Source organism: Microbacterium caowuchunii (genome assembly GCF_008727755.1).
Taxonomy (GTDB): Bacteria; Actinomycetota; Actinomycetes; order Actinomycetales; family Microbacteriaceae; genus Microbacterium; species Microbacterium caowuchunii.
The window spans coordinates 323,613-348,349 of sequence record NZ_CP044231.1; the positions used below are offsets into that span (position 1 = coordinate 323,613).

26 protein-coding genes are annotated in these 24,737 nt (G+C 70.0%); 15 read left to right on the forward strand and 11 right to left on the reverse strand.

Features of this window, described 5'->3' with window-relative positions:
* Positions 1 to 121: 121 nt before the first annotated feature.
* Positions 122 to 871, forward strand: a complete 750-nt coding sequence (locus F6J84_RS01485; protein ID WP_150970822.1) for a CPBP family intramembrane glutamic endopeptidase — start codon at positions 122 to 124, stop codon at positions 869 to 871.
* Here F6J84_RS01485 and F6J84_RS01490 read toward each other — a convergent pair.
* Entirely contained in the window at positions 852 to 1,910 is a 1,059-nt protein-coding gene (locus F6J84_RS01490) for a LacI family DNA-binding transcriptional regulator (protein ID WP_238702557.1), read from the reverse strand. The genes F6J84_RS01485 and F6J84_RS01490 overlap by 20 nt on opposite strands.
* 96 nt (positions 1,911 to 2,006) lie before the next feature.
* On the opposite strand from F6J84_RS01490, the gene F6J84_RS01495 reads away from it, so the two are divergent.
* From F6J84_RS01495 to F6J84_RS01505, 3 genes are read left to right on the forward strand one after another with little or no spacing between them, the layout of a single operon-like run.
* Entirely contained in the window at positions 2,007 to 3,191 is a 1,185-nt protein-coding gene (locus F6J84_RS01495; RefSeq protein ID WP_150970826.1) for a Gfo/Idh/MocA family protein, read from the forward strand.
* Positions 3,188 to 3,889: a ThuA domain-containing protein gene (locus F6J84_RS01500; protein ID WP_150970828.1), complete on the forward strand. Its 702-nt coding sequence runs from the start codon at positions 3,188 to 3,190 to the stop codon at positions 3,887 to 3,889. Before F6J84_RS01495 ends, F6J84_RS01500 begins: the two co-directional genes overlap by 4 nt.
* A complete protein-coding gene (locus F6J84_RS01505) occupies positions 3,868 to 4,962 on the forward strand; it encodes a Gfo/Idh/MocA family protein (RefSeq protein ID WP_150970830.1) in 1,095 nt (364 codons plus the stop codon). Before F6J84_RS01500 ends, F6J84_RS01505 begins: the two co-directional genes overlap by 22 nt.
* On the opposite strand, the gene F6J84_RS01510 is transcribed toward F6J84_RS01505, so the two are convergent.
* Positions 4,952 to 6,115, reverse strand: coding sequence for an acyl-CoA dehydrogenase family protein (locus F6J84_RS01510; RefSeq protein WP_150970832.1), 1,164 nt, complete (start codon positions 6,113 to 6,115; stop codon positions 4,952 to 4,954). The genes F6J84_RS01505 and F6J84_RS01510 overlap by 11 nt on opposite strands.
* A gap of 132 nt (positions 6,116 to 6,247) precedes the next feature.
* Between F6J84_RS01510 and F6J84_RS01515 the strand changes: the two genes are divergently transcribed.
* Positions 6,248 to 6,646 (forward strand): GlcG/HbpS family heme-binding protein, encoded by a 399-nt coding sequence (locus F6J84_RS01515; protein WP_150970834.1) that lies wholly within the window; start codon positions 6,248 to 6,250, stop codon positions 6,644 to 6,646.
* 21 nt (positions 6,647 to 6,667) lie between these two features.
* Here the strand turns inward: F6J84_RS01515 and F6J84_RS01520 are convergent, their stop codons facing one another.
* The gene (locus F6J84_RS01520; protein WP_150893567.1) at positions 6,668 to 7,006 is read right to left on the reverse strand and encodes a DUF7882 family protein; all 339 of its coding nucleotides are present in this window, start codon (positions 7,004 to 7,006) and stop codon (positions 6,668 to 6,670) included.
* Positions 7,007 to 7,222: 216 nt separating this feature from the next.
* Between F6J84_RS01520 and F6J84_RS01525 the strand changes: the two genes are divergently transcribed.
* Positions 7,223 to 7,645 (forward strand): MarR family winged helix-turn-helix transcriptional regulator, encoded by a 423-nt coding sequence (locus F6J84_RS01525; RefSeq protein WP_238702558.1) that lies wholly within the window; start codon positions 7,223 to 7,225, stop codon positions 7,643 to 7,645.
* Between the two features lie 7 nt (positions 7,646 to 7,652).
* Here the strand turns inward: F6J84_RS01525 and F6J84_RS01530 are convergent, their stop codons facing one another.
* Positions 7,653 to 7,982 (reverse strand): hypothetical protein, encoded by a 330-nt coding sequence (locus F6J84_RS01530; protein WP_150970836.1) that lies wholly within the window; start codon positions 7,980 to 7,982, stop codon positions 7,653 to 7,655.
* Between the two features lie 176 nt (positions 7,983 to 8,158).
* Here F6J84_RS01530 and F6J84_RS01535 point away from each other — a divergent pair, with 176 nt between their 5' ends.
* On the forward strand, positions 8,159 to 8,428 hold the full coding sequence (locus F6J84_RS01535; protein ID WP_150970838.1) for a hypothetical protein: 270 nt from the start codon (positions 8,159 to 8,161) through the stop codon (positions 8,426 to 8,428).
* A 19-nt stretch (positions 8,429 to 8,447) separates the two neighbouring features.
* Here F6J84_RS01535 and F6J84_RS15390 read toward each other — a convergent pair whose 3' ends face one another.
* The 6 genes from F6J84_RS15390 to F6J84_RS15395 all read right to left on the reverse strand — a co-directional run bounded on the left by F6J84_RS15390 (position 8,448) and on the right by F6J84_RS15395 (position 13,688).
* Complete coding sequence (locus F6J84_RS15390; RefSeq protein ID WP_191905723.1) at positions 8,448 to 8,588, reverse strand: hypothetical protein; 141 nt, start codon at positions 8,586 to 8,588, stop codon at positions 8,448 to 8,450.
* A 64-nt stretch (positions 8,589 to 8,652) separates the two neighbouring features.
* Entirely contained in the window at positions 8,653 to 9,384 is a 732-nt protein-coding gene (locus F6J84_RS01540) for a tyrosine-protein phosphatase (RefSeq protein ID WP_150970840.1), read from the reverse strand.
* A gap of 41 nt (positions 9,385 to 9,425) precedes the next feature.
* Positions 9,426 to 10,757, reverse strand: a complete 1,332-nt coding sequence (locus tag F6J84_RS01545) for a threonine/serine exporter family protein (protein WP_150970842.1) — start codon at positions 10,755 to 10,757, stop codon at positions 9,426 to 9,428.
* A gap of 27 nt (positions 10,758 to 10,784) precedes the next feature.
* Entirely contained in the window at positions 10,785 to 12,341 is a 1,557-nt protein-coding gene (locus F6J84_RS01550; protein WP_150970844.1) for a helix-turn-helix domain-containing protein, read from the reverse strand.
* 66 nt (positions 12,342 to 12,407) lie between these two features.
* Complete coding sequence (locus tag F6J84_RS01555) at positions 12,408 to 13,433, reverse strand: linear amide C-N hydrolase (RefSeq protein ID WP_150970846.1); 1,026 nt, start codon at positions 13,431 to 13,433, stop codon at positions 12,408 to 12,410.
* 3 nt (positions 13,434 to 13,436) lie between these two features.
* Positions 13,437 to 13,688, reverse strand: a complete 252-nt coding sequence (locus F6J84_RS15395) for a LapA family protein (protein ID WP_150893555.1) — start codon at positions 13,686 to 13,688, stop codon at positions 13,437 to 13,439.
* 246 nt (positions 13,689 to 13,934) lie between these two features.
* Here F6J84_RS15395 and F6J84_RS01565 point away from each other — a divergent pair, with 246 nt between their 5' ends.
* The 8 genes from F6J84_RS01565 (at position 13,935) to F6J84_RS01600 (ending at position 23,921) form a co-directional block, all read left to right on the forward strand.
* The gene (locus F6J84_RS01565; protein WP_150970848.1) at positions 13,935 to 15,218 is read left to right on the forward strand and encodes a metal-dependent hydrolase family protein; all 1,284 of its coding nucleotides are present in this window, start codon (positions 13,935 to 13,937) and stop codon (positions 15,216 to 15,218) included.
* A gap of 80 nt (positions 15,219 to 15,298) precedes the next feature.
* The gene (gad, locus tag F6J84_RS01570; RefSeq protein ID WP_150970850.1) at positions 15,299 to 16,708 is read left to right on the forward strand and encodes a glutamate decarboxylase; all 1,410 of its coding nucleotides are present in this window, start codon (positions 15,299 to 15,301) and stop codon (positions 16,706 to 16,708) included.
* A gap of 93 nt (positions 16,709 to 16,801) precedes the next feature.
* Positions 16,802 to 17,518, forward strand: coding sequence for a hypothetical protein (locus tag F6J84_RS01575; RefSeq protein WP_150970852.1), 717 nt, complete (start codon positions 16,802 to 16,804; stop codon positions 17,516 to 17,518).
* Positions 17,515 to 18,627, forward strand: a complete 1,113-nt coding sequence (locus tag F6J84_RS01580) for a hypothetical protein (RefSeq protein ID WP_150970854.1) — start codon at positions 17,515 to 17,517, stop codon at positions 18,625 to 18,627. The genes F6J84_RS01575 and F6J84_RS01580 overlap by 4 nt, the downstream gene beginning before the upstream one ends.
* Positions 18,624 to 19,526 (forward strand): DMT family transporter, encoded by a 903-nt coding sequence (locus F6J84_RS01585; RefSeq protein WP_150970856.1) that lies wholly within the window; start codon positions 18,624 to 18,626, stop codon positions 19,524 to 19,526. Before F6J84_RS01580 ends, F6J84_RS01585 begins: the two co-directional genes overlap by 4 nt.
* A complete protein-coding gene (locus F6J84_RS01590) occupies positions 19,526 to 20,212 on the forward strand; it encodes a GAP family protein (protein ID WP_150970858.1) in 687 nt (228 codons plus the stop codon). The genes F6J84_RS01585 and F6J84_RS01590 overlap by 1 nt, the downstream gene beginning before the upstream one ends.
* Positions 20,212 to 21,873, forward strand: a complete 1,662-nt coding sequence (locus F6J84_RS01595) for a cation:proton antiporter (RefSeq protein ID WP_150970860.1) — start codon at positions 20,212 to 20,214, stop codon at positions 21,871 to 21,873. The genes F6J84_RS01590 and F6J84_RS01595 overlap by 1 nt, the downstream gene beginning before the upstream one ends.
* 8 nt (positions 21,874 to 21,881) lie before the next feature.
* The gene (locus F6J84_RS01600; RefSeq protein WP_150970862.1) at positions 21,882 to 23,921 is read left to right on the forward strand and encodes an FUSC family protein; all 2,040 of its coding nucleotides are present in this window, start codon (positions 21,882 to 21,884) and stop codon (positions 23,919 to 23,921) included.
* Between the two features lie 24 nt (positions 23,922 to 23,945).
* Here F6J84_RS01600 and F6J84_RS01605 read toward each other — a convergent pair whose 3' ends face one another.
* Positions 23,946 to 24,737, reverse strand: coding sequence for a tyrosine-protein phosphatase (locus tag F6J84_RS01605; protein WP_150970864.1), 792 nt, complete (start codon positions 24,735 to 24,737; stop codon positions 23,946 to 23,948).

Sequence of the window (24,737 nt, forward strand, 5' to 3'; positions counted from 1 at the left end):
GTAACGCCCGTGCCGCGGGTACTTGGTCTCTGTTCGCTCCCGGCTGCGCCGGTGTTGACTCCTTGGCGTCACGCCGCAGCTTCGGGGCAGGAGCCGGCCGTCGGCGGAGAGGAGGGGTTCCGTGCGCAGGCTGCAGGAGGTCGGTCCCGTCTGGCACGCGCTGATCTGGATCGGAATCTACATCGTCGCTGTGAGCGTCGGTGACGCCGTCGGTGATGCCGTCGGCTTCCCCGGGATGACGAGCATCGTGCTGCTGGTACTCTCGGTCGTCCTCCTGCTCTACCTCCGTGCCGGCGACCGGATGGCGTTCTACGGGATCCGGCGCGTCCGACCCGGGACCGGGCGGTCGACGCTCTTCTTCTTGCCGCTGTTCGCCGTCGCGTTCGTGCAGTACGGCGAGGGGTTCGCCGACGGGCTCGACGTGCGGGACGTGTTCTTCGCGGTGCTGCTCGTGCTCGGCGTCGGATTCGTCGAGGAACTCGTCTTCCGGGGTTTTCTCCTTCAGGCGCTCAGGATGGAGGGGAGCGCCACCCGCGCGATCCTGATCTCCGGCGTCACGTTCGGCGTCGGGCACGTGGTGAATCTCCTCCGCGGAGCGACACCCGTCGAGCAGATCGTGCAGATCGTGATGGCTATCCTGGCCGGCATCGCTCTGGCCTACTGCGCGGTGCTCACCGGCAGCATCCTTCCCGGAGTCGCCTTCCACGTCCTGTTCAACCTGAGCGGCGCGCTCACCGCGGACTCGGTGCTCGGCGACACGATCAGCGCGGTGATCATCGGGGTCGTGATGATCCCCTACATCCTGTTCCTGCGGGGTCGTCTGGCCAAGGCTGGGCCCGCTGTCCCCGTCCTCAGTGCGAGGGGGAGGTGACCGCGGCCCGATCGCGGGAGCGGGGCCGGGTCGCTGTGGACCCGCGGGCGATGAGCTCCGTCGGCAACTCGATGGCGGAGTGCTCCACGACGGTGCCGTTCCCCCTGGCGGTGAGGGTGCGCACCGCTGCCGCAGCCATCTCCCGGATCGGCTGGCGGATGGTCGTCAGGGGAGGCTGCAGCCACCGCGCACCGCGGACGTCGTCGAAGCCCACCACGAGGACATCCCGGGGGATGCTGAGGCCGGCATCGGCGATCGCGGGGTAGGCGCCTGCGGCCATCTCATCGGAGCAGGCGAAGACGCCGATCGGACCCGCGCCGTCGAGACATCCGATCGCCGCGGCGCACGCCTTGCGGGCGTCTCGTCCGCTCCAGTCCGCGCTGGTGCGCACGAGTGGGGCCTGCGGGGCGAGCGCACGGAGCGTCTCGGTGAAGCCCTCGACGCGTGCGCGACCGTAGCGGTAGGAGGGCGCCCCGCCGATCACCAGGAACCGCTCGGCGCCGCGTTCCACGAGATGGCGGGCGGCCTCCGCGCCACCGGCCCGATCGGTGGTGCGCACGCTCGGCAGAGGGAGGGCCGCGTCCGACGGCGGATCGAGGAGCACCAGCGGGATCCCCGCGCTCGCCAACGCCGCCCGCTGTGCCCTGGTCGGCAGGATCAGCCCCAGGATCACCCCGGCCGTGCCGCGGGAGCGGATGCGCACCGGCCAGTCTTCGCGTGGATCGTCGCGTTCGGCGGTCAGTACGAGGTCATAGCCGAGCTGCGAGGCCGCCGTGCGTGCGCCGGCGGTCACCTCGTCCGCGTACGGGTCGTGGAAGGTGCCCAGCACCAGGTCGATCATCAGCGCGGTCCCTCCGCGCGGCCGCCCCCCGGTCCGGTCCGCGGCCGGGTAGCCGAGATCCTCCGCGACGGTACGCACCCGCGCGCGGGTGTCGGCCGCCATCTCGCCGCGCCCGCGCAGCGCCCGGGACACCGTGGAGATGCTCACGCCCGCCGCAGCCGCGATGTCGGCGAGGGTGGCGGGACGGGGGACGGACACGTCCCCGAGTTTTGCGCAAACGACGGGACGTGTCATCCCCGCGGTGGCATCGTGTTCACCCGTGACCATGTCCCATCGACGAGGAGGGGGAGACCGATGACGACGACACTCCGCGTGGCCATCATCGGGGGCGGCTTCATGGGCCGGATGCACGCCCACGCGTGGCGCACCGCGCCCCGCTTCTTCGACCTGGCGCGGAGCCCCGGGGTCGCGCTGCTCGTGGGCCGCGACGGCGACCGTGCGGCCGCGGCCGCCGCGCGGTTCGACGTCCCGGAATCGACCGACGACTGGAGAGAGGCGATCGCGCGGGACGACATCGACGTGGTCGACATCTGCACGCCGGGTGACACGCACGCCGAGATCGCGCTCGCCGCGCTCGCCGCCGGGAAGCACGTGCTGTGCGAGAAGCCGCTCGCCAACAGCGTGGCGGATGCGGACCGGATGGCGGCCGCGGCCGACGTCGCGGCGGCCCGCGGCATCGTGAGCATGTGCGGGTTCAGCTACCGGCGGACGCCGGCCCTCTCGCTCGCCCGGCGGCTGGTCGAGTCCGGCCGGATCGGACGCATCCGGCACGTGCGCGCGCAGTACCTGCAGGACTGGCTGAGCGACGCCGATGCCCCGCACACCTGGCGCCTGGACCGGGATCGGGCGGGGTCCGGTGCCCTCGGGGACATCGGAGCGCACAGCGTCGACACCGCGCAGTGGCTGACCGGCTCATGGATCACCGAGGTCTCCGCCACGGTCCGCACCTTCGTGCCGACACGACCGCGTCTGGATGAGCAGGTCGGTCTCGGTGGACGGGGGGCGGCCGATGCGCCCCGCGAGAACGTCACCGTCGACGACGCCGCGGCCTTCACCGCCACGTTCGCCGACGGCGCCCTCGGTGTCTTCGAGGCGACCCGGATGGCGACCGGGCACCGCAATGCGAACCGGATCGAGCTCAACGGCGATCGCGGATCCCTCGCGTTCGACTTCTCCGCGATGAACGAGCTGTGGTTCTACGACGCGACGCTTCCCGCCGGCGAGCAGGGGTTCCGCCGGATCGACGTCACGGAGCCCGAGCACCCCTACGCCGGGGCATGGTGGCCAGCTGGACACGGTCTCGGGTACGAGCACCTCTTCACGCATCAGATCGTGGACTTCGTGGATGCAGTGACGGGCGGGAGCCCGATCGCGCCCGACTTCGCCGAAGCGGCGCGCGTTCAGCGGGTGCTCGCCGCGGTCGAGACCAGCGCCGCCTCAGAGAGTCGACGCATTCCTGTGGAAGGAGTCCCGTCATGACCGGACGTCGTGCGCTCGTGGTCCGTGGCGGATGGGAGGGGCACCATCCGGTCGAGGCGACCGACATGTTCCTGCCGTTCCTCGAGGGTGAGGGGTTCGCGGTGCGCGTCGAGGACTCCAACGAGATCTACGCGGACCGCGCCGTCATGGATGCGACGGACCTCGTCCTGCAGAGCGTGACGATGTCGGAGATCTCCCGGGGCGCCCTGAACGGACTCCGCTCGGCCGTGGAACGCGGCACGGGGCTCGCCGGCTGGCACGGCGGGATCGCGGACTCCTATCGGGGGAGCTCCGACTACCTCCAGCTGATCGGGGGGCAGTTCGCGACGCATCCGTCGACCCACCCGGACGCGTGCCGGGGGGAGGAATCCGACAACTTCCTTCCGCACACGATCGAGATCACCGAGCTGGGCCGCAGCCATGACATCACCGCCGGCCTGGCGGACTTCCCGCTCACGACCGAGCAGTACTGGGTGCTCAGCGACGACCTCAACGACGTCCTCGCCACGACGACGCACCCCCTCCAGCCCTACCATCCGTGGCACCGCCCCACCACCTCGCCCGCGGTGTGGACACGCGCGTGGGGGCGGGGACGCGTGTTCGTGGCCACCCCGGGACACAGCCTCGACGTCCTCGCCGATCCGAACGTCCGCACCATCATCGAGAGGGGGCTGCTGTGGGCGAGCCGCACGGCATAGGCATCGTGGGCCTCGGAGTGATCTCGGGGCAGTACCTGGAGACCCTCGGGACCCATCCCGGTGTCCGCATCGCCGCGACCGCGGACCTCGATACCGCACGTGCGGCCGCCGTCGCGGAACGCTTCCCCGGATGCCGGGCGCTGTCGGTGGCGGAGCTGGTGGCGGACCCGGAGGTCCGGACCGTCCTGAACCTCACCGTCCCGGCCGCGCATGCGGACGTCGCGTCCGCCGCGATCAGAAGCGGCAAGAACGTCTTCGGGGAGAAACCCTTGGCGGCGACCCTCGCCGCGGCCCGCGCGGTGATGGCGCTGCCCGGGCCGGGATGGGTCGGCTGCGCACCGGACACCGTCCTCGGGACGGGGATCCAGACCGCACGTGCCCTCGTGGACGCGGGGGAGATCGGCCGCCCCGTCGCAGCCGTCGCGACGTGGGTCTCGCCCGGTCACGAGGCGTGGCACCCGCACCCGGACTTCTACTACCGGGAGGGCGGCGGTCCGCTCCTGGACATGGGCCCGTACTACCTCACCTCGCTGTTCCACCTGCTCGGACCGGTCGCGCGGGTGACCGGGGCCTCTTCCCGGCCGCGTGCCACGCGACGCATCGCGTCCGGTCCGCGGGCCGGAGAGGAGATCCCGGTGGAGGTCGACACGCATGTGACGGGGGTGCTGGAGCACGTGGACGGAGCCGTGTCGACGGTGACGTTCAGCTTCGACGCCGCGGCGACGGATGCTGCGCCGATAGAGGTGCACGGAGAGACCGGTTCGCTCTCCGTTCCGGATCCGAACCACTTCGCGGGGGAGGTGCGCCTGCGGCGGCCGGCAGATCAGGCCTGGACGCCCGTGGGCGCGCAGGCCGGGTACATCGATGCCGGTCGCGGCATCGGCCTCCTCGACTTCATCGGGGGAGGCCGCCGTGCGGACGGCGCCATCGCCCTGCACGTGCTCGAGATCATGACGGCCCTCATGGATTCCGCCGCGCAGGGCCGCCGGATCGACCTGTCCACGACCGCCACCCGCCCTCCGCTCGTGCCGTTGACGACACCCGCGCAGTGGAGGCGGACGGTCAGCGGGTGAGGCGGCGTCCGATGATCTCCTTCATGATCTCGGTCGTGCCGCCGAAGATGGTGGCGACGCGGGAGTCCATGTAGTCGCGGGCGACGGCGTATTCGCGCATGAAGCCGTAACCGCCGTGCAGCTGCAGCGCGCGCTGGATGACGCGCTGGTGGAGCTCGGTCGCCCACCATTTGGCCATCGCGGCGGTGACCTCGTCCAGGGCGTGGTTGGACGCATCCAGGATGCAGCGGTCGATGAAGGTCTGGGTGACCTCGATCTCGGTGGCGAGTTCGGCGAGGTAGAAGCGGTTCGCCTGGAAGTCCGCGATGCGCTGATCGAAGGCGGTGCGCTCGATGGAGTACGCGAGGGCCTGTTCGAACGTCGCACGCATGCGGGCCATCGAGGTCACGGCGATGCTGAGGCGTTCGATGGGCAGGTTGTGGCGCATGTTCCGGAAGCCCTCGCCCGCGGCGCCGAGGATGTTTCCGCGGGGGACGCGGACGTCCTGGAAGGAGAGCTCCGCGGTGTCCTGCGCGGGCAGGCCGATCTTCTTCAGCGGTCCGGTGCGGGTGAAGCCCGGGGCGTCCGCATCGACGACGAGCATGCTGATCCCGCCGCGGCCGGCATCCGGGTCCGTGCGGACCGCGACGAGGAAGAAGTCCGCGACGAGTCCGTTGGAGATGAAGGTCTTGGCACCGTTGAGGACGAGGTCGTCGCCGTCGGGCAGCGCCGTCGTCGTGATCGCCGCGAGGTCCGACCCGGTCCCGGGCTCGGTCATCGCGATGGCGCCCACCTTGTCCCCGGCGAGCATGGGTGCCAGCCAGCGCTGGTTCTGCTCGGGGGTGCCGAACTCGATGAAGTACGGCGCGACGAGGTCGTTCTCGCCGCTGATCGACATCGAGACATCGCTCGCCCCGGCTCGGGCGAATTCCTCGATGACGATCGCGTTGAACCGGAAATCGTCCACTCCGCCGCCGCCGAACTCCTCCGGCGCGGTGATGCCGATCAGCCCGGTCTCGGCCGCCTTGCGGAACAGCGCGCGGTCGACGCGGCCCTCGGCTCCCCAGGCATCGAGGTGAGGGGTCACCTCCCGCTCCACGAAGCGCCGCACGACGTCGCGGAACTCCTCGTGGGACTCGTCGAAGATCGTGCGGGGCAGAGCGACGCTGGTCATGAATCACATTGTATGAGTAGTTCAATGATTTAATCCAGCAACTAAATCGCGGACGGGTCGGGCGCGCCGCGCTACGCTGATTCCGTTGCTGATCCGCGCCCGCGTGCGGCCGACCCGAGGGGGACACCGACCATGATCGACCTGGCGACCGTGCGCCGAGCGGCCGACGCCGCCCTGTCCCGGGCTGCGGAGCTCGGGCTCTCCGTCAGCGTCGTCGTCTGCGACGATCGGGGCCACGAGGTGTTCGGGTGCCGGGGCGACGGAGCGAGCTGGCAGACCGTGGAGATCGCGCGGGCGAAAGCGCAGACGGCGGCGAGTTTCGGTCGCGACAGCGCTGCACTCGGGACCATGCGGGAGAAGTGGCCGGACGTGTTCGCCATCGCGAACGACGCCCTGCCCTTCCGTGCCACGTCGCTCGCCGGTGGCCTCGTCGTCATCCGTGACGGCCGCACGCTGGCGGCCGTCGGGGTCAGCGGAGCGCTCCCCGATCAGGATGTGGAGATCGCCGAGGCTGCTCGCGCGCTCTTCTAGCGCGGAACGGGCGGGCCCGGGTCAGGCGGCGGATCGCGACGACGCGGTCGCGCCGGCCTTCTCCAGCAGGGCGAAGTCGACGTTCAGGCCCCCGCTGGAGTTCGCGGAGTTCGCGAGGTTCTTCACGAGCACCGGGTCGAGTGCTTCGGGCTCGGGGTTGTCGAAGACGAAGCGAAGCGGAATGGACGGGTGGATCCAGAGGGTCGAGCGGCCCGGTGCTTCGTCCCCGCTGTGCGTCCAGGACAGCGTGAAGCTCTCGTTGCGGCGGAGCTTGGTCGCCAGCACGACTTTGAGGTGCGCGAGGATCCGGTCCGGAAAGGTCGCCGGCTCCGGGTCGTTCCCGTAGTAGATGTTTCCCATGATGATCGCCCCCTCTGCTGCGTGAGGTGCAGCGTCGACGACCGCGGCAGACCCGCGGTCTCTCTCGGCACGGTTGTGACCGGTGCCATCACGCTAGCAAAAAAGGTACGTAAACTTAGATAAATGAATTAAACGTTAGAAGTAATTAATAGTTCTCATCGGCACCCCCGAGGCGACGTTCTGTGGGTGAGGATGGGGGAATGGGACGGATACTCCATGGCTGACCTGCATGGGGCACTGCGGCGCTATCTGGACGCCCGGAACTCGTCGCTGACGGCAGCCCGGCAGACACTCAAGGTCAACGAGCTGGACGCGCGCGCGATCCTGTTCATCGCGGATCGTCCCGGGATCCGCCCGGGCGAGCTGCGCGACTACCTGGGTGTGACCTCGGCAGGCGTGACGACGCTGGTCGACCGCCTGGTCGAACGCGGGATCGTCCGCCGGGACGTGGACGAGGCCGATCGCCGGGTCACCCACATCACGCTCACGATCGATCTCCGCTCGGAGCCCTGGTCGGCGCTCACGCAGTTCGACCACGAATTCCAGCGCGCGCTCACGGCGCGGAACGACTCCGACAGCGCCCGGTTCTCCGAGCTGCTCGACTCGCTCACCACCGAGGTGCGTTCCGAGGGATCCTGACCCGCGCCTAACGGCGGTCGTCGCCGACGAAGGCCCGGGACTTCGTCTCCAGGAACACGCACAGCGCGGAGACCATCGACAGCTCCGTCGCCAGCCGGTGTACGTCGGCGGAACTGAGCACCTCCGGTTCGTCATAGGGCTCGAGGGTGACGACCCACTCCATCGCCCCGGGACGCTGCGGCTGCATGTAGGTGACCCGGGAACTGTTGGTCAGCTTCACGGCCACCAGCCCGGTGTCCGCGCCCTCGTCGCCGTCCTGCTGGATGACCTTCGCCGTATCCCCGATCGGGTAACCGATCCGGCGGAACTCATCCAGCCACGACTCCAGCGTGGCCATGCTTCGAAACGGCACAGTCCGCCCCCATCCGCACCCGGATCGACGCCCCGCGCGTCGTCATCGGTAATTATGCCTCCCGCGTGGACGTGCAGATGCACACGGGGACGCATGTCAACCCGGCGCCGATCCGGGCGTGCAGGCCGCAGGGTGGGAGGACCCAACGAGAGGAACCGCAGATGGCCGACACCACCCCGCACGCGCATGACCGGGACGACGCCCGTTCCGACGACGCACCGCCCACCGACGCCGTCACGGACGAGGTGAAGGAATCCGCGATCAACGCCGCGCCCGACGTGGATCCCACGCAGAGCGGGGGTGGGTCAGAGGGAACGGATGCGCCCCGGGGGTCGGAGGACGTCCCGGATGAGGGCGGCGCCGACCCCGGTACCCGCAAGGTGGACGCGGGAAGCGCGGAGGAGACGGAGATCGAGGGCGCCTCGTCCTGAGGTGACGGGGAACGCCTGCTCAGTCCTCGATCGGCTCCGCGTTCGCCTTCCCGTCGGACGAAGGGGCCCGGGCGTCCTCCCGGTCCCGCTCCTCCGGGTTCAGCTTCTCCAGGTCTGGCTCCGGTCCGGGAGCAGCGGGCGGTACATCGCGATCCGTCATGGTCGCAGTCCAGCAGATCTCCGGCCCCTCCGGCATGGACTTGACAGGACCGGGGCGACCTCCGTCACGGGCGGTCGAGCCGGGTGTGCAGTCGGGCGATGACGGCGTCGTCCACACCGACGTGAGCGAGATAACCGCGGACACCGCCGTGCGTCTGCTCCACCCATGTCAGGGCTTCAGCGAGCGCGGCCTCGGGGGAGCCGGCCAGCACCTCCAGCAGGTCCTCGGTCATCGTGATCCGGAACCGGCGGGCCTTGCGCACCATCCCCGCCGTCCACTCCCCGGCGAGGTTCGATGCGCTGGATTCGAAGTCCGCGGCCACATGCGGATAATCGATGCCGATCGCCAGGAGCGTCAGTGCGGTGACCAGGCCGGTGCGGTCCTTGCCCGCTGTGCAATGCACGACGACGGGGCCGTCGGCATCGGCGATCGCGCGGATGGCCGCGCCCACCTGCGGACCATGCTGGTCGAGGACGGTGCGGTACACGGAGCGCAGGGTGAGGGTGTCGAGATCCGACCTCCGTGCGCCCCCGCCGATCGGGATGCGGATGTACTCGGCGCCGACGGTGCGCAGACGATCGGCGCCGGTCAACCGGCGATCCAGCCGCGAACGCAGATCGATCACGCGGGTGATGCCCAGCCGCGCCAGCGCGGCGCGTCCCGCCGGGGAGAGGCGGTGCAGCGCATCCGAGCGGTAGAGCACGCCCTCGCGCAGCAGCCCCGGCGCCACCTCGCGGAAGTTGTAGGTCCCGTCGATGGCGAGCCGGGTGGAGGAGGGTCCGGACGGCCCGTTCATACGTGCACTCTAGTGCCGCTGCGAACGGTCGGGACGGGTTTCTACAGCCCGCCGTTCGGGCTCGTCGTGTGCTCCTGCGGGTTCCGCCACGCTCGCCCGACCGCCGCCACGTCCCGGCTGAGCCCGGCGCCGATCACCATGCCGATCGCGATCGCGATGAGCGAGCCGAATGTCTGCAGGATCGTGGAGGACGCCCCGCTCGAACCCGAGGCCGCCTCGCTGAGCCCGATGAAGCCGATGGCGCCCGGGACGAGCAGCCAGTAGGCGCACGTGAGCATGATCCCGGTGGACGGCGCGGCGCGGAAATGCCCGACGAGGTAGACAGCAGGCACGACGATCACCGCGCCGATGAGGCCGGACAGTTGCGGACCGGTGAGGAGATTGCCCAGCAGCTGCGCCGAGTATGCGACGAGAAGGGCGTAGAGGATCCAGATGAAGGATCGCGGTGGGGCGGAGGAGAAGAGGTAGTAGCCGACCCCGACCAGCACGATCCCGACCCACGGCGCCCAGCCGCCCAGCTGCTCCGGTGACGGTCCGGTGACCGTCGGTTCGCCCGCGACGGTGATGCCCGCGTACACACCGAACGCGAGCAGCGCGAGACGCGCGACACCGTAGACCAGTCGGCTCGCCCCGGCGATCATCTGACCGGAGGTGAGCTCGACCGCGGCGATCGTCATGGTGAGTCCGGGCAGGAACGACACCAGTGAGGGCGCGACGAGCCGGAGGACGTCGTCGTGCACGAGCGGGCGGACGAGGAGGGAGATCAACAGGGTGACCGCGAAGGCGGTGAAGACCGGGAGGATGAGCGACAGGGTCGCGAACCGGGAGCCGAGAAGAACGATCGTGCCGACGACGACGCCCAGGACGAGGTACACCGGCAGTGCGGTGACGGTCGGGTTCAGCACCATCCCGAATCCGATGGTCAGCAGGGTGTAACCCACCACGGAGAGGACCGGCCCGAACCGGGGCGGATCGCTGGTGATGCGGCGCATGGTGGTGACCACGTCCGCAGTGGTGACACGTTCCTGGAAGGCGCGCCGGACGAGGCGCTCCACGGCCGCGGACTGATCCAGTCGCAGCGGGGTCTGCTCCGCCGGGAAGATCGCCGTCTGCGACGGCGTACTCGTCGGGTCCTCGACCATCACGAGGGTCGGGAGGACGAAGACCCGCAGGGTGGGCTGCTCGTAGCGCTCCGCCAACTGCTGCAGGGTCTCCTGGACGTCGCTCGTCGCGAGCGAGGAGGCCAGGAGACCCGCGCCGAGCTCGCCGAGCATCTCGGGGACGCCCGCACCCGGCCCCGCCTCCGGCGGCCCGGGAGTCGTGCTCCGTATCACGCGGAGCGCCGCACGCACCCGATCGATCAGTCCGGACACATGTCCTCCGTCTTCGTGCGCCAGCCGCTATGCGCGATTCTCGTTCTTCTCGGAGGTGAGGAGATGGAACCGCGCGGCGGTCTTGAGCGCATCGCCGCGTGTGGCGCATCCGAGCTTGCGGTAGAGCGATTTTAGCTGTGACTTGATCGTGTTGGGCGAGACGTGGAAAGCGGATGCGATCTCCGCCGTCGTACCGTGCTCGAGCAGGGCGTTCAGCACCCGGAGCTCGCCGCCGGTCAGCGTCGGCCGGGAGCGGGCCTCCGCGTGCATGAGCCCGGCGGTGTTCTCATCGAAACGCCGGGCCTCGTCGGTCGTGAGATGCACGCGCACGCTGTCGATCACCTGGAGCGGCAGCGTGGCGAGCAGTCTCCGGTAGTTGCGCGTCTCGGCGCGGCGGGCGATCCGCAGCGCCGTCTCGCGGTCGAGCGATCCCGTCCGTGCGACCTCGAGCCAGGCCGAGAGCAGCACCGCCTTCGCGCGCTGTCCGGGGCCGATCGTCCGGTCCGCGAGGATCCGGCGGACGCCGTGCTCCGCCTGGTCGAAGCGCCCCTCATGGATGTCCAGACGCACGGTGGCGGCGCTCGTGAAGACACCCGCGCGGGTGTTCTCCTCGGCGATGCGGCGTGCCCCGGGGATGTCGCCGAGGGCACAGAAGGCCTCGATCGAGGTGGAGCTGATGACGTCCGAGGCGAAGGAGCCGTGCTGGGCGGGATGGGCGTCGTTGGCGAGGCGGATGGTCTCCAGGGCATCCGCCGCACGCCGGCGGACCAGGAGCGCGCGGGCGCGCGCGAGCAGGGCGAAAGGCCACGCCATCTCGATGCTGTCGTAGGGATCGAGACCGGCGAGGACGTCGTCGATGTCGTCGTCCATCCGCTCCACCGCGATGAGCGCCGCGGCGGTGCGTTCCGTCATGAGGCAGGAGTTGACGTGGGCGGCTGTGGGCGGAGGCTGGTGCGTCGCCTCGGTGAGCGCGACGTCCGCGTCCTCCAGGGACCCCCGCACGGCGTGCGCGAGCGCCGTCCGGCCGAGCGCGAGCCGCTCCGCATCCGGCTGGGGCGAGTGCTTGCCGAGCTGGCGTGCGGTGGCGAACTCCAGCAGGGCGCGCGAGGAGTCGCCGGCGGCGAGCAGCGTGGACCCGATCTGGTGGTGGAAGTACCAGAGGGGGCCGTCCGCGCGTTCGCGTGTCTCGTTCGGCACCTGCAGGATGCGGTCCTCGAGACGACGGGCGTAGATCAGGCTCGCTGCGACGTCACCGCTGAAGCGGAATGCGATCAGCTGCACCAGAGTCAGCATGTCGAGCTCGTCCGCGCTCATCGTCCGGGCGTCGTCCGGGTAGACGAGCGGCTTGAACGGCCGCGTGGTGCGGGCGAGCACCGGCGTCAACGGGTGCAGCAGGCGGATCGCGGGATACCGTTCCAGCACTGAGCTCGGCAGGGAGACGACCGCCGAGATGAGCAGATCGTAATGCGCGCTGAACAGCGGCCAGATGTTCCAGATCACGGCCCGTGCGATCGCATCCGGTTGGCCGGAACCGAGCGCCCTCTCGAGATCCTCTTTTGCTTTCACTTCATCAGTGACGTTCATATGCACCCTCAAGATCCATCCCGCGCCGAAAGCACCCGCCTCCGCGACCGGAGGCGGGTGTGCCTCTCAGTTGCCCGGCGCCGCGGTGGCGGCGAGGTTCCGGACGTCGGTCAGGGTCAGGAAGTGCAGTGGCGCGTGTTCGACGAACGCACCGCTGACGTTACCGGCGAGACCGCCCTCCAGGGCCAGGCTGCTGCCCAGATCCAGCTTCGTCTCGGGTGAGCCGGCACCGAAGTCCATGTCCGCCAGATCGACCCAGACGATGTTGGGCCGGGTGGTGGATTCGAAGACGTAACGACGGTTGGTGAGGTCCGCCACGACCTGCCAGATCGTCTGCGAGGCATCGGGCTTGCCGGGGTCGGGGGACCGGAAGGGCTGTGCCACGTTGCGGATGACGCTGAACATGGAGGCGATCGCCTGCAGCGGGGTCTCCGGCTGCTCCAGTCGATCCACGTAGTACGCCGCGCGGGCGAACCGGTCGGTGGCGAGCGTGGTACCCGGCAGCGGGGTGTCCCCGCCGAATCCCTCCACCGTCGCCAGCAGCGCGAGCTGCTCGTCGTACTTCGGCGAATTCGTCATCACCCGGTAGTCCGGGCTGTGGTGCACCTCGAGGCGACCGTCGATGTACTCGATGATCGCGGAGTCCCCGGTCGCGTCGTCCAGCGCGAGGTGGATGGCGGGCACCTCGCCGCTGGCAGGATCCGTCAGCTGTACGACCTGGACGCGAGTGCTCTGGATCCAGTCGACGGCTTCGGCGACGGTCGCGAAGTTGTCGAGGAAGTACTGCATCCAGACGGCCTGGCTGAGCGCCGGCCTCGCCGCATCCCGCTCGCCGTAGACGGATTCCGCGAGCCACAGCACGTGACCTGCCAGGCCCGCCTCGTTCATCCCGTCGACGGAGATCATGTCGAAGGCGGTGGCGACGACGCTGCCGTACGTCGAGGTCCAGACCAGGTCCCCGTCGACTCCATCGTTCCGCCGCACGCCTCGCGGCAGCTTCCAGAGGTTGGTGGCGAGGTCCCGGTGGTAATCCATGTTCCGCCCCACCAGCACCGCGCCGTTCGCGTCAGGCCAGACGACTCTCGTGCACACGGACTACTTCTTCCGGGGACGGAACCAGGGGAACAGCGAGCCGATCACGACGCCCGCGAGCAGCACCGCGAGGAACCAACCCCACGCCGGCATCGTGAACTGGATGAAGAGGAACCGGAGGGTCGCGGGCGCCACGTTCGAGAAGACGAAAGTCAGCGCGACGATGGCGATGATGATCGCCACCACGATCTTGCCGTTCGCGGCCTTCTGCGCCCGGTCACCGCGGGCGGCGACGGAGGATTCCTTCTCGGCCATGTTTCTCTCCTTCATCGGACCATCCACGTTTTCGACCGGTTTTCCGACCCGTGTCCGCCGCAGCTTAGCAACGAGCCCGGGCCCGGTGCGGGGCTGTTCGGGCGGGTGATGCCGAGGGTGAGATGCCGGGTGATGCCGAGGGTGATGGGATGGGTGGGGCGGAGGGTCAGAGGGATGATGACGCACGGGGTGAAATCCCCCGGGGTCCTCCGGCCGGTCCTCGGACCTCTCGATACTGTCCGAGATATGACGACTGCGCCCCGTGCATCTCAGCGGATGATCATCCGCGATGTCCGCGTGTTCGACGGCGTCAGCGACCGTACCCAGGACAACGCCGACGTCCTGATCGAGGGCAGCCACGTGATCGCGGTGTCGACCTCGCCGATCGCCGGTGATGCGTCCGACGGCGTCGTGGAGATCGCCGGCAAGGGTCGCTTCCTGATGCCCGGCCTCAGCGACGCCCACGTCCACCTGATGGGTAACGCGAACAGCATGCTCGACTTCGTGCAGGGGCCCACCGGGACCCTCTACGGCAACACGATCGCCGAAGCGAAGCGGATGCTGTTGCGCGGCTTCACGACCGTGCGCGACATGGGCGGGGACACCGCGCCGGTGAAGGCGCTCATCGACCGCGGGACCTTCGAAGGGCCGCGCATCTTCCCCAGCCAGGCGATGATCTCCCAGACCTCGGGTCACGCGGACTTCGCCTTCGTGTACGACATCCCGGAGGAGTTCGGCGGGAAGCCCAGCCGCACCGAGGACATCCACTTCACCCGGGTCGCTGACGGCGTGCCGCGTGTGCTGGCGGCGGTGCGCGAACAGCTCCGCATGGGCGCGACCCAGATCAAGCTGACTCTCGGTGGCGGCGCGGCCTCGATGTACGACCCGCTGAACACCCTGCAGTACACCCCCGACGAGATCGCGGCGGCCGTGCAGGCGGCGACGGACTACGGCACCTACGTGGCGACCCACGTGTACACCCCGGCGGGCATCGCCCGCGCGCTGGATGCCGGGGTGAGGTCGATCGAGCACGGACACCTCGCCGATGAGGCCACGGTGCGCCGCATCGCCGACGCGCAGGCGTGGCTCTCCATGCAGCCGTTCGCGGAGGACGACCATCACTACCCCGACCCGGTGCGTGCCGGGAAGAACACCGAGATCTGCCACGGCACGGCCCAGGTCTACGAGTGGGCCAAGAAGTACGGCGTGAAGACGGCATGGGGCACCGACCTGCTCCTCGAGCCGCAGTCGGCGCCGCGGCAGAGTGCCATGGCCGCCCGCCTTGGCGATTTCTACAGCAACGCCGAGGCCCTCAGGATGCTCACCTCGGGCAACGCCGAACTGTTCGAGATGGCCGGCGAGCGCAACAGCTACCGCGGCGGCAAGCTCGGCGTGATCGCGGAGGGCGCCTGGGCGGACATGATCCTCGTCGACGGCGACCCGCTCACCGACCTCTCGCTGATCGGCGACCCGGAGAACGCGTTCAAGCTCATCGTCAAGGGCGGCCAGGTCGTCAAGAACACGCTCTGATCCCCGTGCGCCGCCGGCCCGCTGAGGCGAGCCTGCAGCCGTCAGCACGTTGTTCATCCCCCGTCAGTCAGGAGAAAGAAATGACCACCAACACCAGCAAGGCACGGCAGAACTCGAACATCGACCCGACCCTCAGCGTGAACCCGGTCTTCGTCCGTCCGGGCGAGGCGACCGAGTTCGACAAGTTCCGGATGCCCGAGCAGCCGAGCCTGCCCGAGACCGCCTACCAGATCGTGCACGACGAGGCGATCCTGGACGGGAACTCGCGTCTGAACCTCGCGACGTTCGTGTCCACGTGGATGGACGACGAGGCGAAGAAGCTGTACCTCGAAGCCGCCGACAAGAACATGATCGACAAGGACGAGTACCCGGCGACCGCGGCGATCGAGGACCGCTGCTGGCGGATGCTCGCCGACCTCTGGAACGTGCCCGACACGAAGGACACGATCGGCACCTCCACGATCGGATCCTCCGAGGCCTGCATGCTCGGCGGTCTCGCGCTCAAGCGCCTGTGGCAGGAGAAGCGCAAGGCCGAGGGCAAGTCCACGGAGAAGCCGAACCTCATCATGTCGGCCGCGGTCCAGGTGGTCTGGGAGAAGTTCTGCAACTACTGGGACGTCGAGCCGCGCTACGTGCCCGTCGCCCCCGACCACATGGTCCTCGACGGCCACGAGCTGGAGAAGTACGTCGACGAGAACACGATCGGCGTCGTCGCGATCCTCGGCCAGACCTTCACCGGAGCGTACGAGCCGGTCGAGGCCATCGCCAAGAAGCTCGATGAGATCCAGGCGAACACCGGTCTCGACGTCAAGATCCACGTCGACGGCGCGTCGGGTGCCATGGTGGCCCCCTTCTGCCAGCCCGACCTGGTGTGGGACTTCCAGATCGACCGGGTGAACTCCATCAGCACGTCCGGCCACAAGTACGGCCTGGTGTACCCGGGTGTCGGCTGGGTCGTCTGGCGCAACACCGCGGTGCTCCCGGAGAGCATGATCTTCCACGTCAGCTACCTCGGTGGCGACATGCCCACCCTGGCGCTGAACTTCTCGCGTCCGGGTGCCCAGGTGCTGCTGCAGTACTACCAGTTCCTCCGTCTCGGCCGCGAGGGCTACCGTGCCGTGCAGCAGAACTCGATCGACGTGGCGACCTACCTCTCCAGCGAGATCGAGAAGATCGGGCCGTTCGAGCTCGTCAGCCGGGGCGACACCATCCCGGTGTTCGCCTGGGTGCTCAAGGACGGGCACACCGACAAGTGGAGCCTGTACGACCTCGCCGACCGCCTGCGCATGAAGGGCTGGCTGGTTCCCGCCTACCCGATGGCAGACGACATGTCCGACGTCATCCTGCAGCGCATCGTCGTGAAGGTGGGCCTCAGCCGCGACATGGCCTCCGCCCTGCTCGCGGACATCAAGGGCGAGGTCGCGTTCCTCGACTCCCTGACGGCACCGCTTCCCCGTGAGGCGAGCAGCGGATCGCACTTCCACCACTGATCGAGACCCGGCACGGGGAGGGCGTCAGCACGGCGCCCTCCCCGTGCCGGTCCCGACCTACCACGGAGCACGAATGATGTGGAGCACACCGGCATGACCACGGCAGTGACGAGTACCGATCGGCACCGCAAGCCGCTCCTCATACCCACCGTGACGAAGCAGTGCTGGGGCTTCATGATCGGCTCGGCGTTCTTCGCCCTCGCCTCCGCTCCGGGACTGAGCGAGGCGCTCGGCTCCAGCGGCGCGAACCTGCTGTGCTTCATCGGCGCGTGGTTCTTCACCGCCGCAGGGCTCATCCAGCTCTTCCTGAGCGGGGCGATCTCAGTCCCGGTGTCCTATGCGCCGGGCCGGATGGTGCGCGCCGAGTGGCTCGCCGCGGCGACGCAGTCCTTCGGCACGATCCTCTTCAACGTCAGCACGACCTCGGCGCTGTACGCGCGTTCGGTGTCCACGGAGGAACGCTGGGTCTGGAATCCGGACGCCGGTGGATCGGTCGCCTTCCTCGTGAGCGGCGTGCTCGTCCTGGTCGCCTACTCCCACGTGGCGAAGGGATGGGATCCCGGCAAGCGGTCCTGGTGGTCGGGCGTCATCAACTTCATCGGCTGCGTGGCGTTCGGCATCTCCGCGGTGGGGGCCTTCATCCTCCCCAGCGGCGACGTCGTCAACGGCTCGATCGCCAACGGCGGCACCTTCATCGGCGCGATCTGCTTCCTGCTCGCGTCGCTGATCGTGCTGCCCGCGTGGGACCGGCCGAACCGCGGCGGCGCACCCGCGCGGATCGCCGACGCAGCCGGGACCGTCGCCTCGTGACGGTCCGGACGATCTCCGCCGCGGTGCCGGCGTCGACGGCTCCGTCCCCCCGGCGCCGGGACAGGCGTTCCGCGCGGGCCTACGACGCCGAGTCCTTCGCCCTCGTCGTCGCCGCCGCGGCGTTCGTGCTGTGCATCCCGGTCGCGACCCTCGTCTTCTGGGGCAGGGACCTTCCGATCTCGGGCCGCGGTTCCCTGGGCGAGTTCATCGCGATCTCCGGCGGGGTGGTGGCCGCGGCGGCCTTCGTGCTCGCCCGGATCGTCAAACGGCGCCTGCGCGGCCGGGGACCTGCCGAACTCAGCCGTTTCCTCTGGTTCGACGTCGCCGCCCTCGCCCTGAGCTACGCCGCCATCGCGTTGCTGTGCTGGCTGGGCATGGCGACCGTGATGGAGCACAGCTTCACCGGCGCCGTGGTGTTCACCTCTCCCGGCGTCGTGATCGCCGCGGCCGCCACGGCCGTGACGGCGTACATCGCGTACTTGAGCGGGGCGGATCTGTCCGCACGGCAGCTGTCGCTGGTGCTGGCGCTGTTCCTGGTGGCAGGCATGCTCACGGCCATGCTCAGCTCGCAGGATCCGCTCTGGTGGCAGATGAACCTGTCGGCGCTCGGGATGACGCACGACGTCTCGGCACTGACCTTCAATCTGACGCTCGTCGTATCCGGGGTGATCGTCACCACGATCGCCCGCACGGGCACGGCGGCGGTGCCCGCCGACACCCCGCAGGAACACCGACGCCGGACGATCGTGCGCACCTTCTTCGTCCTGCTGGGGGTGCTGCTGGCGTGCGTGGGCGTGTTCCCCGTCGACCAGTTCTTCCTGCTGCACAACACGGTGGCCACCGGGATGGCGGTCGCCTTCGGGGTCCTCGCCCTCGCCCTGCCCTGGCTGCTCCCGGCGATGCCGAGGGCGTTCCAGGCGCTCGGCTACATCTACGTGGCCGTGGTCATCGTCCTGACGATCCTGTTCTTCATGGGGGTGTACAACCTCACCGCCGTCGAGCTGATCGCGTCGCTGCTGATCTTCAGCTGGATCATCATCTTCCTGCGCAACGTCCAGGACTTCCCGGCCGGGGCGACGTCGTCGACCGGCTCCGAGGCCGCCTCGTGACACCGGCATCGATGCCGCTGCTCGGGATCGCGCTGGCGATCGTGTCCGCCGCGGCGCTCGCGATCGGCAACCTCCTCCAGGGCCGCGGCGTGCAGGACATGCTGGCGCGGAACGGGCGGGGATCGAAGCCGTTGGGTCTGGTGAGCAGCCGGGTGTGGCTCGCCGGCGCCGTGCTCCTGGGCGTGGCCATCCTCCTGCAGATGGGGAGCCTCGCCTTCGCGCCGCTGATGGTCGTGCAGCCGCTGGGGGTGACCGCGCTCGTCCTCACGACGGTGATCACGGCCGTCATCGCCAAGCGGATGCCGTCGGCCGCCGTCATCCGGGCGATCGTCGTCTGCGTCATCGGCGTCGCGGCGTTCGTCACGATCGCCGCCCTCGTCAGCACCCAGCACGCGATCACCGACGTCCAGCTGATCGCGGTGCTCGTCGTGCTGGGTTGCGTACTCCTCGCGACCGGTATCGTGCTCGTGGCAGGACGGGGTCGTCCTGTGCCTGCGGTGCTCTGGGTGCTCTTGGGCGGCGTCTACTCCGCCTTCGTGGCCACCCTCGGCAAGACCGTGATCCTGCGCATCCAGACCGCGCTCACGGGCCGGGACTTCTCGTTCGACGCCACCAACCTGCTCACCATCGGCTGCATCGTCGGGATCGGTGTGGCCGGCGCCCTCTCGGTCTACTTCGTGCAGCGGGCGCACGCGTCGAACCGTCCGGAGGTGGTCGTCGCGGGGCTCACCGTGGTGGACCCGACGGTCGCGGTGATCCTCGGGATCACGATCCTGGGGGAGGCGAGCACGGCTCCGGCGTGGGCCATGGTCGGATTCGTGGTCGCCGGCGGTGTGGCGATGGCCGGGGTGTTCGCCCTGTCCCGCGCCGAGCGGTCCCCGGCCGAGGAGACGGTCTGATGCTGGCAGTACTGGCCGATCTGCTGACCATCGGCGTCGGCGTCGCCATCAGCCCGATCGCCATCGTCACCGTGATCCTCCTGGCCACGGCCGGCAAGGGGCGCACGACCGGGACGGCGTTCGTCCTCGGCTGCTACGCGTTCGCGGTCCTCTTCCTCACGATCCTCGTGGTCATCGGGCGGGCGGCGCGCACCGACGAGCCGGAATCCGGCGCGCACATCACGGTCGACGTCGTCGAGATCGTCCTGGGCCTGATCCTGCTCGTCCTCGCCGTCCTGCAGTGGCGCAAACGGTCCTCGCATGAACCCCCGGCCTGGATGGCGAAGCTCGACGGCCTCACCGTCGTCAACGCGTTCATCGTCGGCATGCTGATCTCGGGGCCGTTGTCCCCGAAGGACCTCCCCCTCCTCGTCGCGGCGGGGGGACGGATCTCGCAGGCCAGCCTGGCTCTCTGGGAGATCGTCGCCGTCATCCTCATCTTCAGTCTCATCGGCATCGCCGCGATCCTCGTCCCCTGGATCATCAGCGTCATCTCGCCCGGCTCGGTCGAGGCGCGGCTGAGCGGTGTCCGCACCTGGCTGATGGCCAACCACGCCGTGATCATGACCCTGCTGTTCCTCCTGCTCGGCTTCAAGCTCATCGGCGCGGGGGTCGCCGACCTCGCGACGCTCGGCGGCGGTTCGTGATGTCCGAACAGCTGCTCTTCCTCATCGTCCTGGCCGTCGTCATCATCGTGTTCGCGAACACGATCGCCTCGCGGGTCCGGGTCGCAGGTCCCCTCATCCTGGTCGGCATCGGTGTGGTCATCAGTCTGATCCCGGCCGTGCCCGCGCTGGCGGTGGCGCCCGAGCTGATCCTCGTGGGGGTGCTGCCGCCGCTGCTGTTCTCCGCGGCGGTCTCCGCCCCGGCGATCGAGTTCCGCAGGGACCTCAGCGCGATCGGGGGGATGTCGGTCCTCCTCGTCATCCTCAGCTCGCTCGTCCTGGGACTCTTCTTCGCCTGGGCGGTGCCCGGGTTGGGCCTCCCGCTCGGCATCGCGCTGGGCGCGATCCTGAGCCCCACGGACGCGGTGGCCACCTCGATCGTGCGCCGGCTCGGAGTGCCGCGCCGGGTGCTCACCATCCTGGAGGGCGAGAGCCTGCTCAACGACGCCACCGCCCTGGTGACGCTGCGGACCGCGATCGCGGTGACGGCGACGAGCTTCTCCTTCGTCGCGACCCTCGGCGCATTCGTGTGGGCCGTCCTCTCCGCGATCCTCATCGGCGCCCTCGTGGGGATCGTCGCCCTTCGTCTGCGGGTGTGGACCCACAGCCCCACGGCCAACACGGCACTGGGTTTCACGGTGCCGTACCTCGCGTACCTGCCGACCGAGGCCGTGGGCGGCTCCGGGCTGGTCGCCGCCGTCGCCGCGGGCGTGGTGTGCGGGCAGGGAGCGCTGCGCTGGCTGAGCCCCGACCAGCGCATCTCCGACAAACTCAACTGGCGCACCGTCGAGTTCATCCTCGAGGGCGCGGTCTTCCTCATCATGGGACTCGAGCTCTACGGGATCGTGCAGAACAACCTGGCCGCGGACGAGGGTCTGCTGCGGGGAGCGCTCATCGCGGGCGCCGCCTTCGTGATCCTCGTGCTGGTCCGTGCGGCCTACGTCCTGCCCATGCTCGGGCTGCACAACGCCCGCGTGCGCGGGTGGGTGCAGCGCAGGATCGACGGGGACAGCGGCAACCGCCGCGGGCCGCGGAGCTCCCAGCGCCTCGGCCGCATGCGCGCGGACATCGAGTACTACGACGCGTCACCGCTGACCTGGAAGGACAGCACCGTCATCGTCTGGGCGGGGATGCGGGGGGTCGTGACCCTCGCAGCCGCGCAGACGCTGCCCCGGGACACTCCGGAGCGCGACCTGCTGGTGTTCGTGGCCTTCCTCGTCGCCGCCGGCAGCCTCCTCATCCAGGGGCTGAGCCTCCCGCTCGTCACCAAGCTGCTGCGGCTGCCTGCCGGCCGCGCGGGAGGCACCTCGCGGGACGAGGTGCGGATGATCGGCGACGACCTGCGGGTCACGGCCGAGCAGGCGGTCGCCCGCCGGGCCGTGCTGAGGGCGGATCGGACCCCGTTCGCCGATGAGCTGTACCGCGTGCCGACATCCCACTTCTTCAGCGCGCCCGACGAGACGGAGGGAGACGACACCCCCGCATCGCTCGAGTTCGAGCTGGCGGTGGTGATGCTGATGCGGGAGAGGCTGCACGTGCTGGCGCGCTCGGGCGAGTTCAGCACGGGCGCGGCCCGGCACATGCTCGATGAACTGGACGCGTACGAGATCAGCCTGCGGCTCCACCTGGACGGCGAGGACTGACCGCAGCGATGGCGACGGACTCCGTGGCGGATGCGGCGCGCGGTTCCTGGATCCGTGCGCTGCTGAGGATGAAGCCGGCGCCGATCCCCTGGGACCGCGCGGTCCTGGCCGCCGTCGGCATCGCCACGCCGGTGGGCCTCGCCCTGCTGCTGGCCCCGCACGACTCCGCGCTGGTGGGTGCGGGCTCGCTCGCTTCCCTCGGCGCGATGGTCGTCTCCCTCATGGACACGGTCGCAGCCGGGATCGATCGGGTGCACCGGATGGCGCTCGCCGCCGTCCTGGCCTCGCTCGGCTTCGCGCTCGGTACCGCGGTGTACGGACACCCGCTGCTCACCCTCATCGCCGTGATCGCCGCCGCCCTGTTCTCCGGTCTGGCCGGCACGCTCGGTGCCGCCACCTCGCGGGCGGCGCTCTACTTCCTGATGTACGCGGTGACGGCAGCGAACGCCGACTTCGGGTTGGCCTCGCCCTGGCTCGCACCGCTCATCTTCTTCGTCGGTGCCGTCTGGCGCCTGCTGCTCACGGTGGTGTTCGCGGGGGTCGGTGGGCGTACCTTCTCACCCGAGCGCCGCGCCCTGGCGGCGGTCTACACGGCTCTTGCGGACCAGCTCCGATCCGCGGGGACCGCGGCATCCGCCGCCGCCGGAACAGCACTGACCCAGGCGCTGAACGATGCCGAGGACACGCTCACCGCGGCTCGGACGCCCATCGTCGCCCGGGATCCGCGCTTCCAATCGCTCGTCGGCCTGCTGGACGACTCGGCGGACACGGTCGACGCGGTCATCGCCGTGTCCGAGTCGGGACGATCGCCCGATCCTGCGGCGGCCGCGTATCTCCGCGCCGTCGCCCGGTGGTTGCGCGAGCCCACCCCGTCCGCCCCGGCCCCGCCGCCCGCGTCCCCGGTTCCGGACGCGCCCGAGGCGGAACTCCTCGCCGCGGCCCTCGCCCGCCTCGACACGGCCGTGGCGCGGGTCGCCGCCATCCCCTCCCGCGGCCGCCGGCGCGCACGCCCCGACCCCTCCCTCCCGGAACGAGCCACGCTGCGGCAGCGGCTGCGTCGATCCCGGCGCGCTCTGGTGGCGGGGGGAGAGGCGTGGATGGCGGTACTCCGGCTCGTCCTGTGCATGGCGATCGCGCAGGGGGTGTGCCTGCTGCTGGATCTCGATCGCCCGTACCTGGTCGTGCTCACGGTCGCCCAGGTGATGAAGCCGGACTTCGGTTCCGTCTTCGCCCGCGCGGTGCAGCGCGGGACCGGGACCGTGGCCGGGGTGCTGCTCGGCTCGCTCGCGATCGCCCTCGTCCCCCTGGGCGGGTGGCAGGTGCTGCTCATCCTGCTGCTGGCCGCGGCGCTGCCCATCGCGATGCCCCGCAACTTCGCCCTGTACGCGGCGATCAGCACCCCCCTCGCCGTCATCCTCGTCGAGGTGCACGCGGGATCCCATTCCGCGCTCGTGGAGAGCCGAATGGTCGACACCCTGGTGGGATGCGCCATCGTGCTGCTCGTGGGCTATCTGCCCTGGCCGTCCACGTGGCGGGCACCGCGGCGGGTCGCCTCGGACGTGGCCGACCTCGCCCGGTCGGTGGCGCGCTACGCCGCCATCGCGCTCGGTGGCGGAGCGACCGATCCGGGGGCCGTCGCGCAGGCGCGCCGGGACACGTACCGGCGCATCTCGGATCTGCGCGTGGTGATCGACCGTTCCCGTTCCGATCCACCGGCGATCAGCCGGTCGGCGGTCGCCTGGTCCCCCGTGGTCACCGCTCTCGAGCGGATCGTCGACGCGATCACCTCCACGGCCGCCACCCTGGCCGTCGCCGGGGACACCGTGGACCGGCGGGAGGTCGTCCAGCTGACCACGGCGCTGACGGAACTCGGTCAGGCGATCGACGGCGATCACGCCCCCACGGCGACACCGCTGCCGGGCCGGGGGCCCGGAGAGGCGGTGGCGCGCCAGATCCTGCTCGCGCGGACGGCCGTCGCCACGGCCGAGGACCGGTCCCGTCCGCGCGCGGCGCACAGAAAGGGCCGCCCGGGCCCTGCTGGGGGCTAGGCCCGGACGGCCGGTCGAGGCGGGTCAGCCCGCGAGGCGCTCGCGCATCGCGGCGAGCTCATCCTCGGTGAGGCCGCCCGAGAGCAGGTATCCGGCGGCGCCGCCGAACCCGGCGTCCGTCCAGGCGAGAGCCTGCTCGATCGCGTCGGGCGGGGTCCCCGTGGCGAGGGTGCGCAGTTCCGGCGTCACCGGTATCCCGAAGGACGCGATCATGTGCAGCATCCCATCCGCCCACGGTCCCGCCAGGTTCTCCTGCGAGAACGCGTAGTCCGCCACGACGGCACTGCGCTCCACCCCCGCGGCGTCGAGCATCAGCGCGGTCGCGACACCCGTGCGGTCCTTGCCCGCCGTGCAGTGGACGAGCACCGCGGTCGGGGCGTCGTCGCGGGAGACGGAGATGAGCCGCGCCACCTGCGCGAACGCGGACGCACCGTGCTGCAGCATCCCGACGTACATGTCGCCGAGCGTCGGGATGGCCGCCATCGCCTGGGCGATCGCCTCCGGATCGGCTGAGGCGTCCGGCCCGAGGAAGCGGGCGGCCATGTCGGCCATCGCACCCTCCAGGATCGAGAGTTCCACGACCTGGAGGGGGCGGGAGGTGGGCAGACGATCGGGAGCGGACTGCCGCTCCTCGGGCGTACGGAAGTCCACGATCACGCCGATGTCGGTGGCCGCCAGCGCCGTCAGCCCCGCGGGGGTGAGCCCGCTCAGCGCGTCCGAGCGCAACAGCACGCCCGGCTTGGATGAGCCGCCGTCCGTCAGGGGCAGGCCGCCGGTGTCGCGGAAGTTGTGGAGTCCGTCGAGCTCCGCCGGCAT